The 14,375-nt window shown below is 45.4% G+C and carries 16 protein-coding genes and 2 riboswitches; of the genes, 13 read left to right on the top strand and 3 right to left on the bottom strand.

Annotated elements, in window-relative coordinates:
- Nucleotides 1-5 precede the first annotated feature (5 nt).
- The 9 genes from MKX35_RS00810 to MKX35_RS00770 all read left to right on the top strand — a co-directional run bounded on the left by MKX35_RS00810 (nucleotide 6) and on the right by MKX35_RS00770 (nucleotide 7,219).
- A complete protein-coding gene (locus MKX35_RS00810; protein ID WP_042184535.1) occupies nucleotides 6-332 on the top strand; it encodes a cytochrome C oxidase subunit IV family protein in 327 nt (108 codons plus the stop codon).
- A gap of 82 nt (nucleotides 333-414) precedes the next feature.
- Nucleotides 415-1,335 (top strand): cytochrome c oxidase assembly factor CtaG, encoded by a 921-nt coding sequence (gene ctaG, locus MKX35_RS00805; protein ID WP_076300136.1) that lies wholly within the window; start codon nucleotides 415-417, stop codon nucleotides 1,333-1,335.
- A 26-nt stretch (nucleotides 1,336-1,361) separates the two neighbouring features.
- Nucleotides 1,362-1,826, top strand: coding sequence for a DUF420 domain-containing protein (locus MKX35_RS00800; RefSeq protein WP_042123812.1), 465 nt, complete (start codon nucleotides 1,362-1,364; stop codon nucleotides 1,824-1,826).
- Between the two features lie 843 nt (nucleotides 1,827-2,669).
- Nucleotides 2,670-3,398, top strand: coding sequence for a hypothetical protein (locus tag MKX35_RS00795; protein WP_076300137.1), 729 nt, complete (start codon nucleotides 2,670-2,672; stop codon nucleotides 3,396-3,398).
- A gap of 60 nt (nucleotides 3,399-3,458) precedes the next feature.
- Entirely contained in the window at nucleotides 3,459-3,854 is a 396-nt protein-coding gene (locus MKX35_RS00790) for a GntR family transcriptional regulator (RefSeq protein ID WP_076300138.1), read from the top strand.
- A 20-nt stretch (nucleotides 3,855-3,874) separates the two neighbouring features.
- Complete coding sequence (locus MKX35_RS00785) at nucleotides 3,875-4,804, top strand: ATP-binding cassette domain-containing protein (RefSeq protein ID WP_076285925.1); 930 nt, start codon at nucleotides 3,875-3,877, stop codon at nucleotides 4,802-4,804.
- 4 nt (nucleotides 4,805-4,808) lie between these two features.
- Complete coding sequence (locus tag MKX35_RS00780) at nucleotides 4,809-5,711, top strand: ABC transporter ATP-binding protein (protein WP_076285924.1); 903 nt, start codon at nucleotides 4,809-4,811, stop codon at nucleotides 5,709-5,711.
- Entirely contained in the window at nucleotides 5,704-6,993 is a 1,290-nt protein-coding gene (locus MKX35_RS00775) for an ABC transporter permease (protein WP_076285923.1), read from the top strand. The genes MKX35_RS00780 and MKX35_RS00775 overlap by 8 nt, the downstream gene beginning before the upstream one ends.
- A gap of 34 nt (nucleotides 6,994-7,027) precedes the next feature.
- Nucleotides 7,028-7,219, top strand: coding sequence for a hypothetical protein (locus MKX35_RS00770; protein WP_042123819.1), 192 nt, complete (start codon nucleotides 7,028-7,030; stop codon nucleotides 7,217-7,219).
- Between the two features lie 151 nt (nucleotides 7,220-7,370).
- Here MKX35_RS00770 and MKX35_RS00765 read toward each other — a convergent pair whose 3' ends face one another.
- The 3 genes from MKX35_RS00765 to MKX35_RS00755 all read right to left on the bottom strand — a co-directional run bounded on the left by MKX35_RS00765 (nucleotide 7,371) and on the right by MKX35_RS00755 (nucleotide 8,880).
- A complete protein-coding gene (locus MKX35_RS00765) occupies nucleotides 7,371-7,730 on the bottom strand; it encodes a hypothetical protein (protein ID WP_143759524.1) in 360 nt (119 codons plus the stop codon).
- A gap of 132 nt (nucleotides 7,731-7,862) precedes the next feature.
- The gene (locus MKX35_RS00760) at nucleotides 7,863-8,372 is read right to left on the bottom strand and encodes a hypothetical protein (protein ID WP_076285920.1); all 510 of its coding nucleotides are present in this window, start codon (nucleotides 8,370-8,372) and stop codon (nucleotides 7,863-7,865) included.
- Nucleotides 8,373-8,388: 16 nt separating this feature from the next.
- Nucleotides 8,389-8,880 (bottom strand): hypothetical protein, encoded by a 492-nt coding sequence (locus tag MKX35_RS00755; RefSeq protein WP_143759525.1) that lies wholly within the window; start codon nucleotides 8,878-8,880, stop codon nucleotides 8,389-8,391.
- A gap of 133 nt (nucleotides 8,881-9,013) precedes the next feature.
- Nucleotides 9,014-9,179: riboswitch (cyclic di-AMP (ydaO/yuaA leader) on the bottom strand.
- 420 nt (nucleotides 9,180-9,599) lie between these two features.
- Nucleotides 9,600-9,789: riboswitch (cyclic di-AMP (ydaO/yuaA leader) on the top strand.
- Between the two features lie 190 nt (nucleotides 9,790-9,979).
- Between MKX35_RS00755 and MKX35_RS00750 the strand changes: the two genes are divergently transcribed.
- The 4 genes from MKX35_RS00750 to kdpB all read left to right on the top strand — a co-directional run bounded on the left by MKX35_RS00750 (nucleotide 9,980) and on the right by kdpB (nucleotide 14,339).
- Nucleotides 9,980-10,396: a hypothetical protein gene (locus MKX35_RS00750; RefSeq protein ID WP_076285918.1), complete on the top strand. Its 417-nt coding sequence runs from the start codon at nucleotides 9,980-9,982 to the stop codon at nucleotides 10,394-10,396.
- A 126-nt stretch (nucleotides 10,397-10,522) separates the two neighbouring features.
- Nucleotides 10,523-10,600, top strand: a complete 78-nt coding sequence (gene kdpF, locus MKX35_RS31800; RefSeq protein WP_076285959.1) for a K(+)-transporting ATPase subunit F — start codon at nucleotides 10,523-10,525, stop codon at nucleotides 10,598-10,600.
- 12 nt (nucleotides 10,601-10,612) lie between these two features.
- Nucleotides 10,613-12,289 carry a potassium-transporting ATPase subunit KdpA gene (gene kdpA / locus MKX35_RS00745; protein WP_076300140.1) on the top strand — a complete coding sequence of 559 codons (1,677 nt, stop codon included), beginning with the start codon at nucleotides 10,613-10,615 and terminating at the stop codon, nucleotides 12,287-12,289.
- A 16-nt stretch (nucleotides 12,290-12,305) separates the two neighbouring features.
- A complete protein-coding gene (gene kdpB / locus MKX35_RS00740) occupies nucleotides 12,306-14,339 on the top strand; it encodes a potassium-transporting ATPase subunit KdpB (protein WP_076300141.1) in 2,034 nt (677 codons plus the stop codon).
- Nucleotides 14,340-14,375 lie beyond the last annotated feature (36 nt).

The raw sequence follows: 14,375 nt of genomic DNA, 5'->3' as shown, positions 1-14,375 counted from the left end.
ACACTATGACGACAGATCAGCATGTGCCAGAGAACGACGGGTATAAGCATCGTCATCGGCATGAAGGGCCACAGAGGCATATTGTTGTCTTTATACTGTCCATTGTCTTGACCTTAATTGCTTTCGCCGCTGTTGCGGCTGGAGGGGTGAATGCCACCTTTGCGGTTATTCTACTACTGGTGATGGCAGTCATTCAGGTCATTGTACAGATGGGCTTCTGGATGCACCTGAAAGATAAAGGACATCTAATACCGATTATTTTCATGCTGGGTGGTTTTTTTACCGCCGGTACCTGTATTATTATGTCGCTGTATTGGGTTTGGTGGAATTAACGGACTATAAAGAAAGAGGCGGGCTGAGATGCCCCCTCTTTTTGGTGTTTAACTAGATCCTGCGCTAGGAGGGGTTAGGGTTATGCTCGGATTACAATATTTTAGCTTTGCAGAACTATGGAGCCCGCTTTTTCTGGCGGTCATGCTGCTGCTGACGGCGGGTTATTTCGTTTGGATTGGTCCGATTGCTGGACGTCATGCCGATTCAGTTCCGGTTCCGTTCTGGCGAAGAGCACTATTTGTGTGCGGAATGCTTGCGCTTTATCTGGCACAAGGCGGTCCTGTTAGTCTATTAGGACATATGATGTTTTCCTTCCACATGGTTAGTATGGCCTTGTCATACCTAGTGGCGGTGCCGCTGATTATGCTGGGGATTCCAGATTTTATCTGGCGCAGCATATTGAGAGTAAATCCATTTCGCCGGTTGTCTTTTTTAGCTCGACCGGTGGTAGCTGCTTTGCTGTTTAATGGACTATTTTCCTTGTACCATATTCCTGTTATCCATGATTATGTGATGCTTCATTTTACCGTTCACCGAATCTACTATATTGTTTTATTCCTAACAGCTGCCTTAATGTGGTGGACATTGATCAATCCGCTACCGGAGCGCCGAATGGCGAGTGGACTGGGCAAGATTGGGTTTATTTTTCTAAACATGGTATTGCTGACACCAGCATGCGGACTGATTATTTTTGCAGATCAACCGCTCTATGCTACTTACAGTGATCCGGAGACTTGGGCACTTGCCATGGGCTATTGTATATCGGGTGATCCTTCTGCCTTACTTCAGAATTTTGGGGGTCCTGCGTTCTTTTCATTGTTGTCACCAAAAGTGGATCAGCAGGTGGGAGGTATCGCGATGAAGTTCATTCAGGAATTTATTTTTGCCTCTATGCTTGCTTATGTGTTCTATCATTGGTATAAAAAAGAGAACGGACAAGAGGGCGATGAATTATCGACGCCTTCCTCAGCACTCGAGGAGAGCACCTTGACCCGTGCATAACTGGTAGACTGCCAAGGAGGAGAATCATGGATATTTTTACGGTGTTTCCAACTATTAGCACATCGTTCATCGTGCTCAGTGCGGTGCTCGTAGCTATTGGCTGGTGGCTCATCATTAAGGGCAAACGCGAGGCGCACAAGAAGACGATGATTGCTGCCGCAATCGCTGCGCTCCTGTTTTTTATTGTTTATGTATCTAGAACGTTGTTCGTGGGAAACACCTCATGGGGCGGACCGGATGAACTTCAGACGATTTATCAAGTGTTTCTGATCTTCCATATCGTGCTGGCAACGGTAGCTGCGGTATTCGGACTTACTACGTTAACTCTTGGGTTTAAGGCGAAGTACTCCAAGCACCGTAAGTGGGGCAGAGTAACATCTATAATCTGGTTCATTACTGCGATTACTGGCGTTATGGTGTATGTGCTGCTTTATGTTCTGTATCCAGGTGGACACACCAAGCCAGTGTGGGAAGTTATTTTGGGCGCGTAAGATAGTTGCATGAAAAGAGCTTGTGATTTGGCATGTGAAAAGAGCATGTGAATATGCGTGCGAATCGTACGTGAATTTGTGTGAATAGTAATGAAATAAGCCTGTGCATCTGCTCGTTCCTAAATAGGGATGATGGATGGCGGGCTTATTTTAGTTTATGGAGTTGGGGAAGTGTTTAGGGAAAACCTCCCTGAAAAAGATAAGTTTTGAGCTCGAAAATCGGTAATTAGGGAATTCCTCCCTGTATTTTAACCGTTTAAGCTCTAAAACGCAGAAATGGGTGAATTTATAGGGAGGAATTCCCTAAAAACGGTGATTTCAGGCTAAATCCAAGTAATTAGAGGGAGGTTTTCCCTAATTGTTGCTTCTACTAGCAGTTACACCCACCTAGCGATCACATCCACTCGCAGTAGCACCCGTCGAGCCTTCGCATCGATTGAGCGGTCGCATCCATTAGTGGTCACAACCACCGAGGAGTCGCTCCCGCCCTTCAATCACCCCACCGAGCCGCAACAACTGGCCCTACACCTACAACCCGTTGGCGAAGTAACAATGAGGCTGACCTCACTCCGCGTCCCTCGCTCACATTCAACCTCTCCATAAGTTATGTTTAATCCTCTGATTAGTTAATCCCGATAATGATCAGTTTCCCATACGTGCAAAGCCTTCTCCAAAGGGGGGAAGCGCATACCTCCTAATCAACTTGAATGTTTTCCATTTACAGGATTGACAATGGTAAATTAAGGGCATATACTGTGTATATAGATATATACAGTAAGCACAGGGATATGAACACCTGCTTCTGCTAGACGCTGAAGACATTGTAAAGCGAGGTTAGTTTTAATGAGAACATTAAAAGATTCATGGTTTATGTTGCGCTCTGATTTTCGCGGAGACAAATTAAAGATATTAGGGACCCTCGTAATAACAGTTATTTTTATGTGTTATCTTGGTGGAATGACTAGCCTAGTAGCAAATGACGTACTAGGTGAGCAGGATCGGACGATGATAACAGATTTCTTATTCCTCTCCTTTATACCCTTATTGGGATTAACATTCTCTCGCCGTTCCATGAAATATTGGAGTGAAGACTCTTACACAAAAATGTTGGTTTACTTAAGAACCTTACCGATTCCAGCTGCAGTAATACTATCGCGGAGAAAACTTCAGGGGGTAGGCTCCTTTATTCTAAATGGTACGTTATTCTTCGGTATTGTTTACTTGTTAGGGGGAAATTTCCGGACAGAGCTGGCGGTTCCCTCGTATATAGCTTTTGCCATTACATGGCTCGGCTTCGGATTCATGGTCTCAGGTCTATATATTTTTATTGAGTATCTTTTTAGCGGCAAAGCTTATCTATGGCTAACATTGCTTATCGTAGTGTTATCGTGGGGAATATCATTCCTAGTTACACTTGGGGGAGGCAATTTGTTTTTATACAGTATCTCCTATTCCAAGGAGTGGGGGCTGTTATCTCCGATCATGTGGGGGTCACTTCTGCTGGGGACAATATCTGTGCAGTTATTCTCTAAATGGACTATACATCGACTGAAGAGTCGCAATCTCGTATAAAAAATCGGAATGGCAAGGACTGCGCTCTAGCACGCTAGAGTGGAAGGCGAGGTGTAAATAATGTGGATACCGGTACAAATCAACGAAAATAGTGCAGAGCCCCTCTATCATCAGATAGAGACTCAGCTTAGATCCTTAATCATTAGCGGAGTCATTACAGAAGGTACGCTACTGCCCTCGATTCGTGAGTTCGCAGGAGATCTGAAATGCAGTGTAATTACAGTGCGGCGCGTATATCAGGATCTGGAGAAAGAAGGTTTGCTGCGAACAAGACAAGGAACAGGTACCTTTGTATCCCATGTAGGCGACGGAGCAATGGAAGAATACAAACGGGACACGGTAGGCAAAGCACTTGAAAGTGCTGTGGATATCGGCCGATCGATACATTGCAGCAAGGATGAACTTGAGCAGATTTTTATGGAGATTGTAGAACGCAAGTATAGAGCAAAGGAATGAAAGGGGGGGCGCATGCTCATATGGTACAGATGGCTATAGAATTGCGGAATGTACTTAAACAACGGCGAAACAAGACGATAGGACCGCTGACCATGAATCTGCCTAAAGGATATATTACAGCCCTGGTAGGTCAGAATGGATCTGGCAAAAGCACGCTACTGAATCTCCTGATGCAGCTGACCAATCCAGAGGAAGGCGAGATATATTGGTTTGAGAACAGGTATAATAGCGGGTTGCCTCTGGAGCTGCGGCAGAACATTGCCTATGTTCCTGAGACGTCGATTACTGAGGAGAACCACTGGAATGCAGAAGAGGCAGCTCAATTTCGACAGCATTGGTATCCGAACTGGGATGAGTCGTATTTTCAGGATCTAATGGATCGCTTTGAGGTTCCATATCATATGAGGCTTTCTAAGATGTCAAAGGGTGAACGTCGGAAATTCGAAATTGCCGCAGCACTTGCGTCACGCCCAAGTCTGCTGCTATTGGATGAACCTTCATCAGGTCTTGATCCCTTTGCCTGGAAGATTATGATCGAGACGCTTCTTAAATATATGGATGAGAACAACGCTACGATCATCATCTCCACACACATTGTGGAAGAGGTGCGGCGGTTGGCAGATTATATCGTGCTTATGCATAGAGGTGAACTGCTGGGTATGGCCGAGAAAGACAGTTTATTCGGTACTTGGACCGAGGTATGGGTACAGGTTGCAGGTGAAGAGGAGCTTGCTGAGTTATCAGCGGAATTACCGGGAGGTATAAACTTTACCATGGATACACCGGGTGTAGCTTCTTTTATCATAGAACAATTTTCTAAGAACGAGAAACGCATTCAGGACTTGGGCGTAAAGGTTATCAAGAGTCGCAGTTTAGAATTGGACGAAATATTGGGTTTATGGACACAGGGACACCGTCCTATCCTGATTGATCACAAGAGAGGGGACTAGAGAAATGGAAGCCTTAAAGCTGGAAAGTGTAATGAAGCAATATGGAGAAAAAACCGCTGTAAACGGAATTAACCTAACGGTAGGCAAGGGGGAAATTTACGGATTACTGGGGGCAAATGGTGCAGGAAAAACAACCACAATGCGCATGGTGCTTGGCCTAATTTACCCTGATGGCGGGAATATTTTGTATAATGGAAAGCCGTATAACAGCGAACTTCAGCAAACCATGGGCTATCTACCCGAAGAAAGAGGATTATATCCAAAGGTAAAGGTAAGCGATCAAATCGTCTACTTGGCACGTCTGCGCGGGATGTCGGCTAGTGATGCAGATAAGAGCCTTCGCTACTGGCTCGATCGGTTTGAGGTTCCGGATTATTACAATAAGAAGATTGAAGAGCTCTCCAAAGGGAATCAGCAGAAAATGGGCTTTATCGCCGCAGTCGTTCATAAGCCGCAAATTCTCATCCTTGATGAAGCCTTCAGTGGCTTGGACCCTGTTAACGTGGAACTACTGAAAGATACGGTAAAAGAATTACGTGATCAAGGAACGAGTATCTTATTCTCTACTCACCGGATGGAGCATGTTGAAGAGCTTTGCCGTAATATTACGATTTTGGATCGTTCCAATACTGTCGTGCAGGGCGATATTCGTACGATTAAGAGTGGGTATCCTCGTGAACAAGTATTGTTGCGTACGGATAACGAAGTGACCGGTCTAGAATCAATTGCAGGTGTAACAGCAGTACAGCGACAGGAGCGAGGTTATCTGTTGTCAATCAGTGAGATCGGCGCAGCACAACGTATCCTACAGCAGGCGATGGCACAGGGTGAAGTGGAGCATTTTGAAATTAAGGAACCAACATTAAATCAAATCTTTATCAGAGCGGTGGGTGAATCTCATGAATAAGATGGGGACAATTATTGGCTTTACCTTTAAAAATAAAGTGAGAACGAAATCATTCATGATTACTACATTAATTCTAGTGTTGCTGCTCAGCATTGGGATGAATCTTCCGTACATCATCGATCAGTTTAAGGGTGATTCTAAAACAAACGCAGAGACTCAAATTGCTGTGATCGCGGAAGAGGGAAATCAGGCTGCAGAGTTGTTGAAGGCATATACTTCACCTGAAGGAATGCCGCAGGCAAAAGTTGTGCAATATACTTCTGCCGACGATGCGGAGCTAAAGAAAGCTTTAGATGAAGGGACTGTAGAGGGGTACGTTACTTTTGCAGAACCTACTGGCGAAGGACTTCCACCCGTTACTTATCATAGTGAAAATGGTGAATTGAAGGGCGATGTGCAAATCTATCTCCAAAATGCCCTTCAGCAGGCCAACACCCAGTTCATCGTTGGCGACAAGCTGACGCAGGAGCAGATTGCTGCTATGTCAACACCGGTACAGATAGCTACTCAGCAGCTCAACCCTGATGGGACTGCGGGAGATAAGGATGCATCGCAGGAATCCGCTCCACCTATTAATTACGTCATTGTATACGCCATGCTTATGCTGTTCTTCATGTCTATCATGATGACCGGTAATATGATCGCAGCTGAGATTACTTCGGAGAAGAGCTCACGGATCATGGAGATTCTGATTACAAGCGCCTCACCTTTAGCGCAAATGTTCGGTAAAGTTATCGGTGTCTTCTTAGTAGGATTATTACAAATTGGCGTCATTATCGCAGCGGTAGTTGTCAATCTTAAGCTTCCGCATAATGCAACGATTTTGAAAGATTTAGACCTGGATTTAGGCCAGCTTAATATTAACTTGTTGCTTTATGGAATTGTTCTTTATGTACTAGGTTATTTCCTCTATGCCTTGATGTATGCAGCTGTAGGTTCGATTGTCAGCCGTACAGAGGATCTTGGCCAAGCGGTTATGCCGATTATGATGTTAGGCTTCGTAGCATTCTATGTTCCACTATTCAGTATCTCTAATGCGGATACTCTGCTGGTTAAGGTAGCGAGTTATGTGCCTTTCACCTCTCCATTGACCATGCTGCTCCGAATTGGTGTTGGTGAAGTAGCGATCTGGCAAGTTATTGTATCATTAGCCATCCTGCTTGTTACCACGTTCATCTTTGGATGGTTGGCTGCCAAGATCTATCGCACAGGCGTATTGATGTACGGCAAACGTCCAAGTATTAAAGAGATCAGAAAAGCGATGAAGGCTTACAAGATCTAAGTGGCTTCATATAAACTTTTAAGGAGTGGTAATCATGACTAAAAGTGAACAATACAATATGATGCTTTTAATGAGTTCGGTATCTCTGGCTACGGTTAGTAGAATGCTCTCGACCAATGGGTCCGCTTTAATGGATTTCACTCAGGGTGTATTGACTGGGATTGCCATGGTGGGGATGATTGCGGGATTGTGGATGTACGGTAAGGCGCGTAAGAGTAAAGCGTAATAGTAGGAAATAAGGAAGCCGCGGCAGATGCCGTGGCTTTTTTATTTTTTGTGTACGTATCGTAAAAGTTATTTGGAAGATAGTTGCGGACTCCAGGGCTCCTGAGTCCAATATATGCTCCGTACACTCAAATGTCTTTCCTTTTGAGGGATTAGACAACGGATAGATTACCACTAGGCAGCAAATCCTCTGGAGCAGTCAGTTGCTCCCGCACACGCCTAAGCTGCGCTTTTAGTACAGGAACACTCTTTTGCAGGATGATGCTTATTTGAGGTAAAGATAGCTTTAGGCCATACCACATCGTTTTTATAAGCTGTTCCTCCCAAGGCAATGCCTTGGCAGACAGGAGAGAGCGGCGTGCGTAATAATCGGCGCATTGTCGGATACAAGAGCGGTAAGCTTCGATAGAGAATAGCTGGCTGTCAAAGCTTTTTTGACGGAATATTTTATGAAGCTCTTTAAAAGTACGGATAGTAACCTTCTCGGCTTCTGCTGATTGTTGTAACAACATGGAACTGAGCGTATAGATATCATTCGTACACTTTTGAACACACTCTGCAAATATAGTTCTACGGGGGGATTCGGCAGGTAAGGGGTCAGGCATGATAAACACGATCCTTTCAGAATGGGTTATGGGATGAACCTATAGTATAGAAAAGTAAGAAATGGATTTGTTGATAAGCTCGGCGGTATCAGGTTCTGGATAACTATGTTTTTGAAGCGCAACACTGGATGGTTTATAATATAGCCGCCCTCCTTTGGAATCTCTCCCACCAGCGACAGCTCTGTACAGACGACCTTGCTCAATGTGCCCTGCCAAGGATTTACCCTGCAGCTTGGCTCTTAAATCCTGTAAAGCACCTTGCACTAGCTCAAACTGAGTCTGATCCCACTCTGAACCATGGGTACGTACTTTATCTATCGCTTCCTCTAGCCGGCAATGGTATATCATTCTGAGAAAAGAACTCCATTTAATAAGGTCGAAAGTTTTGGTATTGGCAGAGATAAGACATGCCCCCCAGCTGCTACCTCCTTTACAGGTAAGTTTCAGGATGCCATAACGGCTGTCTTGATCAGCCTCCATTCCATAGTGAATAGGCTCTGGTGAATCAAAGACGAATACTTCTATGCGAGATAGTCTTCGCTGGTCCATGACAGGTTTCTCCTCCTTAGGTTTCCAAAAGCTTAAGATTTACATGGTGAATGACGTTAGCCTTCTCTATACAGGCGAGCATTTCAGCTTCATTCTCACAGACTGCGGCATGCTCCAGCCATAGTCGGAATTTCTGTTTGCGTATAACGGATAAATGTAAGGGAAAGGTGTTGCGGGATCTCATTACGTACCAACCGACTGCAACGTCTTTCCACGGTTCCTTAAAAGCGGTGAGCCACGGAAAACGTTGGTGTGCTGACCAATCCTGCAGCTGTTGCTTTTCTCGGATATTTTTATATATTTCGTATATAATTGTTCGGTCCATACAGTATTCACAGGTAGATGGGCTGCTGAAATGGCGAAGTGATTCAATCTGCTTCTGACCAAAAGCATAGCCGACAATAGTTCTGTGATGATCCTCTTCGAACCACAACGCTCCAAAGCAAACATAATTTAGACTTATCGGCTCAAGTAGCCCTTGCTGAGTTCCCCAATAATAGTGTTTCATTCCTTTCACCCCGTCCAGCATGCTATCACCCTATAGATTCAGGTAACGCAAAAACCGCAGCAAGAGGAGGACCTCTGCTGCGGTTTTGGAATACAGGTATACACATACCTGTGCCAAAGCGTGGCGGATCAAGGGTCTCTCTCTTTACGCTTACGAGGTTAGCTGTCGGATTCGGACGGTGAGAGTCGCCCTACCTATGTGAGACTTGAACAGTCTCCTTCGGATTCACCCCAAGTAGGCCATGTGGCCTGATGGTTCCCCCGTTCCCTGCAAATACAGGAACTCAGCGTTGAATGTATTTTGTGAAATAGATTCAACCCGAATCATACTCTTTTCAAGGTGTTTCTGTAAAAACAGAAAGTGTTCTTTTGAGCGCGATTTAAACCAAATCCTGCCTACTACGACGGAAAAGGGAACCAAATAGGTATTTATTGCGAGTTATCGGGCTTCTTCCTCGCTTAATCTCGACTTCTTGTTTTCTTACCTATAAAGGCGATTTTTTGAGATTTCTACATTTGTGGTGAATAAAATCACATGGTATGCCCGCTTTTCGCTAATGGATTAAAACTCGAGTAAACAAGAGATATAGAGAGATTGGATATCAAGTAAGCGCTATCCAACGCGAAAATAGTTTTTAATTTGCATTATTTTGGCATCAATCAGGTTTTACAATTCTTCCTGCATAAGGGTATGATTACTCCTGTTTCAACAACAATCGAATATTTGATCCGCTTAATTTCCGATAAGGAAAGCGGGGGAACCAACAATCGGCAGACGATGTGAGAGTCGGAAGCCGGTTATGGGGTGAATCCTGTAGAAGATGCGAGTGAGCTCGCATCTATACAGGTAGGGCGACTCTCACCGCCCGAATCCGACAGCTAACCTCGTAAGCGTATGGAGAGAGGATGAGTGCAATGTGACCGCTAGCGAGCCACAGAGGAGAATCCTTTGTGGCTTTTTGCTGTGCTTTTTTAAGCAAAGCATTTATGGAAAACCTCACGAAGAGGTCGTTATATTCATCATTAGCGGTAGCTTTTCTTTCAAGATCAGGGTGATCAAGCTCTGATCTTACAAGCAAAGCATTTGAGGAGAATAAGAGATGACAGATCAGAATGAATATGTACTGGTATGTGCGCCAACGAAGGCAGGCGAACATTTTATTAAGCTTCTAAAATTCAGAGGCATTAAGATGGCCGGATTGACCAACAACTTGCCTGAGAAGGCCCTACTCGAAGAGATGGGGATTGAACAAGTCGTTCTAGTTGATACCCGCCATCAGAATACTTGGTTTCGCCCGCCGTTCCCGGTAGGACGGGTATATCTGTTCGAGAGCAGCTTTACGTTATGCTGCCGCTACATTCAGATGTGCCGCACTTGGACGACGCAGCCGATTTTTGTAATCACAAGCTCAATAAATCCTAGATTGGTCTATAAAAGACTTGGTGCAAGTTATGTAATCTATTCCCACAGTGGTGATGCTGATTTTCTAATCGATAAATCACCTCATCAAGGATAAAAGAAGGAGTGCGGGAGATATGATGGATCTGTATATGGTAGCTTCGTTAGCTGTAATTTACGGGTTGTTTTATGGATTTATGCGCTGGTGCGCAGGTGTAGTTGAGGATACAGGGAGGGATAAGTTGTGATTCTAGTAATCGCTGTTACCCTACTGTTGTTTGTATATCTGGTTTACGCATTGATTCATCCGGAGAAATTTTAAGGAGGGGCATTCATGGGCATTTTGCAAATAGTTGCTGTAATCGTAATTCTTATCTTGCTGGTTAAGCCGATGGGCACGTATTTATATTATGTATTTTCTAATGAACCGAACCGTACGGATCGATGGTTTGGAGGCATGGAAAAAGGAATTTATAAGCTGATCGGCCTGAAAAAACGGGACGGTATGTCCTGGAAAAAGTATGCGCTTAGCTTTGTTTTAACGAATATCGTACTGGTTACTTTCAGTTATATCTTTCTTCGATTGCAGCGGGGATTACCGCTAAATCCGAATGGAATTGCGGATATGGAACAGACGCTTTCGTTCAATACGGTGATCAGCTTTATGACTAATACAAACCTGCAGCATTACAGCGGGGAGACGGGACTTTCGTATTTTTCACAAATGGCTGTCATCACGATGATGATGTTCACGTCTGCAGCGAGCGGATTTTCTGTTGCGGTTGCCTTTGTCAGAGGAATCACAGGACGGAAATCAGTCGGGAACTTCTTCGAGGATTTCGTTAAAGCACATATTCGTGTATTCATTCCTCTAGCTCTGCTGGTTTCATTGGTACTCGTAGGACTACATGTGCCACAAACGCTCAAGCCATCACTTGAAGTCACTACACTAGAGGGACAAACGCAACAAATCGCTATCGGTCCAGTAGCTTCTCTGGAATCGATCAAGCATTTGGGTACCAATGGTGGCGGCTTCTTCGGAGCCAATTCATCACATCCTTTTGAGAACCCTAATCCACTTACGAACGTTCTGGAGATTCTCTCTATGTGGATGCTGCCAGCTTCGCTCCCTTATATGTACGGATTGTTTGCCAAGAACAAACGTCAGGGCTGGGTAATTTTTACCGCAATGATGACCTTATTTGTTCTGCTATTAAGCCTAAACTTCTATGCTGAATCAAAAGGTAATCCGGCGATCAATGCACTAGGAATCGAATCTTCACAAGGTAGCATGGAAGGTAAAGAGGTACGCTTCGGCATACCGCAGTCTTCCTTGTTTACTTCAGTAACAACCGCAGCTACGACAGGTAGTGTTAACAATATGCATGATACGCTGACGCCGCTGGGAGGTATTACGCCTCTTGCACTGATGATGCTCAACAATGTCTTCGGTGGTAAAGGTGTCGGACTGATCAATATGCTGATGTATGCGATTCTGGGTGTCTTCCTGTGCGGTCTGATGGTCGGCAGGACACCGGAGTTCCTCGGACGGAAGATAGAGGCCAAGGAGATGAAGCTGATTGCCATTGCGATCCTTGTGCATCCGTTCATTATCCTTGTGCCAACCGCAGCTGCGTTCCTGACCGATTTGGGGCAAGGGGCAATTACGAACACTGGATTCCATGGACTCAGCCAAGTGTTATATGAATATGTCTCTTCTGCCGCGAACAATGGTTCAGGATTTGAAGGGCTTGCAGACAATACAACTTTTTGGAATGTCACAACTGGGATTGTCATGCTGCTAGGTCGTTATGTCTCTATCATTGCAATGCTGGCGGTAGCAGGTTCTCTGCTTAAGAAGAAGCCGGTTCCTGAGACGATTGGCACGTTCCGCACAGACAATGGACTGTTTACGGGAATTCTGATTGGTACAGTAGTGATTATCGGTGCGTTGACGTTCCTGCCGGTCATTGTACTCGGCCCCATTGCAGAATATCTAACCTTACGGTAGGAAGAGGGAGAATAAGATGAGTACTGTAAAAAGAAAAAAGCTGCTGACGGGACCCATACTCCTTAGCGCTGTAAAGGATAGTTTTATAAAGCTTAACCCAGTAACGCTAATCAAAAATCCAGTCATGTTCGTGGTAGAGGTCGGTACGATCATTGTCCTCCTCATGGTGCTGGCTCCTGGATATTTTAATGCAGAGCAATCGAAAGGCTTCAATATCACAGTGTTGTTCATTCTGCTATTTACAGTGCTGTTTGCGAACTTCGCTGAAGCACTGGCGGAAGGCCGGGGTAAAGCCCAAGCCGATTCGCTCAAAAAAACAAAACAAGATATCACAGCTAACAAACTGGTTGGAGGGTCGGTGAAAACAGTATCCTCCTCCGAACTGCGTAAAGGGGATATCGTCATCGTCAGTCAGGGTGAACTCATCCCTGGTGACGGTGAAGTGATTGAAGGGCTGGCTTCCGTAGATGAATCAGCGATTACAGGTGAATCTGCACCTGTAATTAAGGAAGCTGGTGGGGACTTTGGTTCCGTTACAGGCGGCACGCGGGTCGTCAGTGATGAGATCAAAGTCAGAATTACTAGTGATCCTGGTGAGTCGTTTCTAGATCGGATGATTTCCCTCGTTGAAGGGGCGAAACGTCAGAAGACACCTAATGAAATCGCGCTAAATACGCTTTTGATCAGTCTGACGCTGATTTTCCTGATTGTAGTAGTAACCTTGCGGCCGATTGCAACTTATCTAGGTGTTGATCTTGATATTCCCGTCATGATCGCCTTGTTGGTCTGTCTGATCCCGACAACTATCGGGGGACTGCTATCCGCAATCGGAATAGCGGGTATGGACCGGGTGACCCAGTTTAATGTACTCGCGATGTCGGGTAAGGCCGTTGAGGCTGCTGGCGATATTAATACGATGATCCTAGATAAGACCGGTACGATTACCTTTGGGAACCGGATGGCGAGTGAATTTGTACCAGTCGGAAATGAATCCGAAGCGGAGCTTACGGCATGGGCGGCCATCAGTTCCCTAAAGGATGAGACGCCTGAGGGACGTTCTGTAATTGAGCTGGCCAAAAAGCTGGAACGCAGCTATGACAGCAAGCTTGCTGAAGGTGGCGAATTCGTAGAGTTTAAGGCCGAAACTCGGATGAGTGGTATTGACCTGCAAGATGGACGCTGCGTACGCAAAGGTGCGGTAGACTCCGTGAAGAAATGGGTACAGTCGAAAGGCGGTGTCATTCCCGCGAACCTCGACAGTAATTCTGATGCCATCGCCCGGATGGGGGGGACCCCGTTAGCGGTTGCGGTAGACAATCGGATCTATGGACTTATTTACTTGAAGGATACCGTTAAGCCAGGCATGAAAGAGCGGTTTGATGAGCTGCGGAAAATGGGGATCAAGACCATCATGTGTACGGGTGACAATCCGCTGACCGCAGCTACGATTGCCCGTGAAGCGGGGGTAGATGATTTCATCGCGGAAAGTACACCTGAGGATAAAATAGCAGTTATTCGCCGCGAACAGAACGAGGGCAAGCTGGTTGCGATGACTGGGGATGGTACAAATGATGCCCCTGCCCTTGCACAAGCTGATGTGGGCTTAGCCATGAATAGCGGTACTACAGCTGCTAAGGAAGCAGCAAATATGGTCGATTTGGACTCTGACCCTTCGAAGATTATTGAGGTCGTGGCGATTGGTAAACAGCTGCTGATGACGCGGGGTGCGTTAACAACCTTTAGTATCGCGAATGATATCGCGAAGTATTTCGCCATTATTCCGGCGATGTTCATGCTCGCTATTCCTGAAATGGAAGCCCTGAATGTAATGGGACTAGGCTCGCCAAGCTCGGCTATAATATCCGCCTTAATATTTAATGCGATTATTATTCCGCTGCTCATCCCACTGGCTATGAAGGGTGTGTCGTATAAAGCTATGAGCTCTACGAAGCTGCTTGGACGCAATATATTTATCTATGGGCTAGGCGGAGTGGTAGTTCCTTTTGCGGGCATCAAGCTCATTGATATGATCGTAAGTGTATGGATTTAACGACGTGTTGACTAATCATTGAAAGGGTGAGAGCAT

Source organism: Paenibacillus sp. FSL R5-0923, from assembly GCF_038009145.1.
Classification (GTDB): domain Bacteria; phylum Bacillota; class Bacilli; order Paenibacillales; family Paenibacillaceae; genus Paenibacillus_AQ.
Note: the sequence above shows the minus strand (reverse complement) of the source record. Positions and strands in the feature narration are given on the sequence as shown.

Coding starts and splice junctions, on each gene's coding strand:
- MKX35_RS00810 (WP_042184535.1), top strand. CDS start 6: ATGACGACAGATCAGCATGTGCCAGAGAACGACGGGTATAAGCATCGT.
- ctaG (WP_076300136.1), top strand. CDS start 415: ATGCTCGGATTACAATATTTTAGCTTTGCAGAACTATGGAGCCCGCTT.
- MKX35_RS00800 (WP_042123812.1), top strand. CDS start 1,362: ATGGATATTTTTACGGTGTTTCCAACTATTAGCACATCGTTCATCGTG.
- MKX35_RS00795 (WP_076300137.1), top strand. CDS start 2,670: ATGAGAACATTAAAAGATTCATGGTTTATGTTGCGCTCTGATTTTCGC.
- MKX35_RS00790 (WP_076300138.1), top strand. CDS start 3,459: ATGTGGATACCGGTACAAATCAACGAAAATAGTGCAGAGCCCCTCTAT.
- MKX35_RS00785 (WP_076285925.1), top strand. CDS start 3,875: ATGGTACAGATGGCTATAGAATTGCGGAATGTACTTAAACAACGGCGA.
- MKX35_RS00780 (WP_076285924.1), top strand. CDS start 4,809: ATGGAAGCCTTAAAGCTGGAAAGTGTAATGAAGCAATATGGAGAAAAA.
- MKX35_RS00775 (WP_076285923.1), top strand. CDS start 5,704: ATGAATAAGATGGGGACAATTATTGGCTTTACCTTTAAAAATAAAGTG.
- MKX35_RS00770 (WP_042123819.1), top strand. CDS start 7,028: ATGACTAAAAGTGAACAATACAATATGATGCTTTTAATGAGTTCGGTA.
- MKX35_RS00765 (WP_143759524.1), bottom strand. CDS start 7,730: ATGTTGTTACAACAATCAGCAGAAGCCGAGAAGGTTACTATCCGTACT.
- MKX35_RS00760 (WP_076285920.1), bottom strand. CDS start 8,372: ATGGACCAGCGAAGACTATCTCGCATAGAAGTATTCGTCTTTGATTCA.
- MKX35_RS00755 (WP_143759525.1), bottom strand. CDS start 8,880: ATGAAACACTATTATTGGGGAACTCAGCAAGGGCTACTTGAGCCGATA.
- MKX35_RS00750 (WP_076285918.1), top strand. CDS start 9,980: ATGACAGATCAGAATGAATATGTACTGGTATGTGCGCCAACGAAGGCA.
- kdpA (WP_076300140.1), top strand. CDS start 10,613: ATGGGCATTTTGCAAATAGTTGCTGTAATCGTAATTCTTATCTTGCTG.
- kdpB (WP_076300141.1), top strand. CDS start 12,306: ATGAGTACTGTAAAAAGAAAAAAGCTGCTGACGGGACCCATACTCCTT.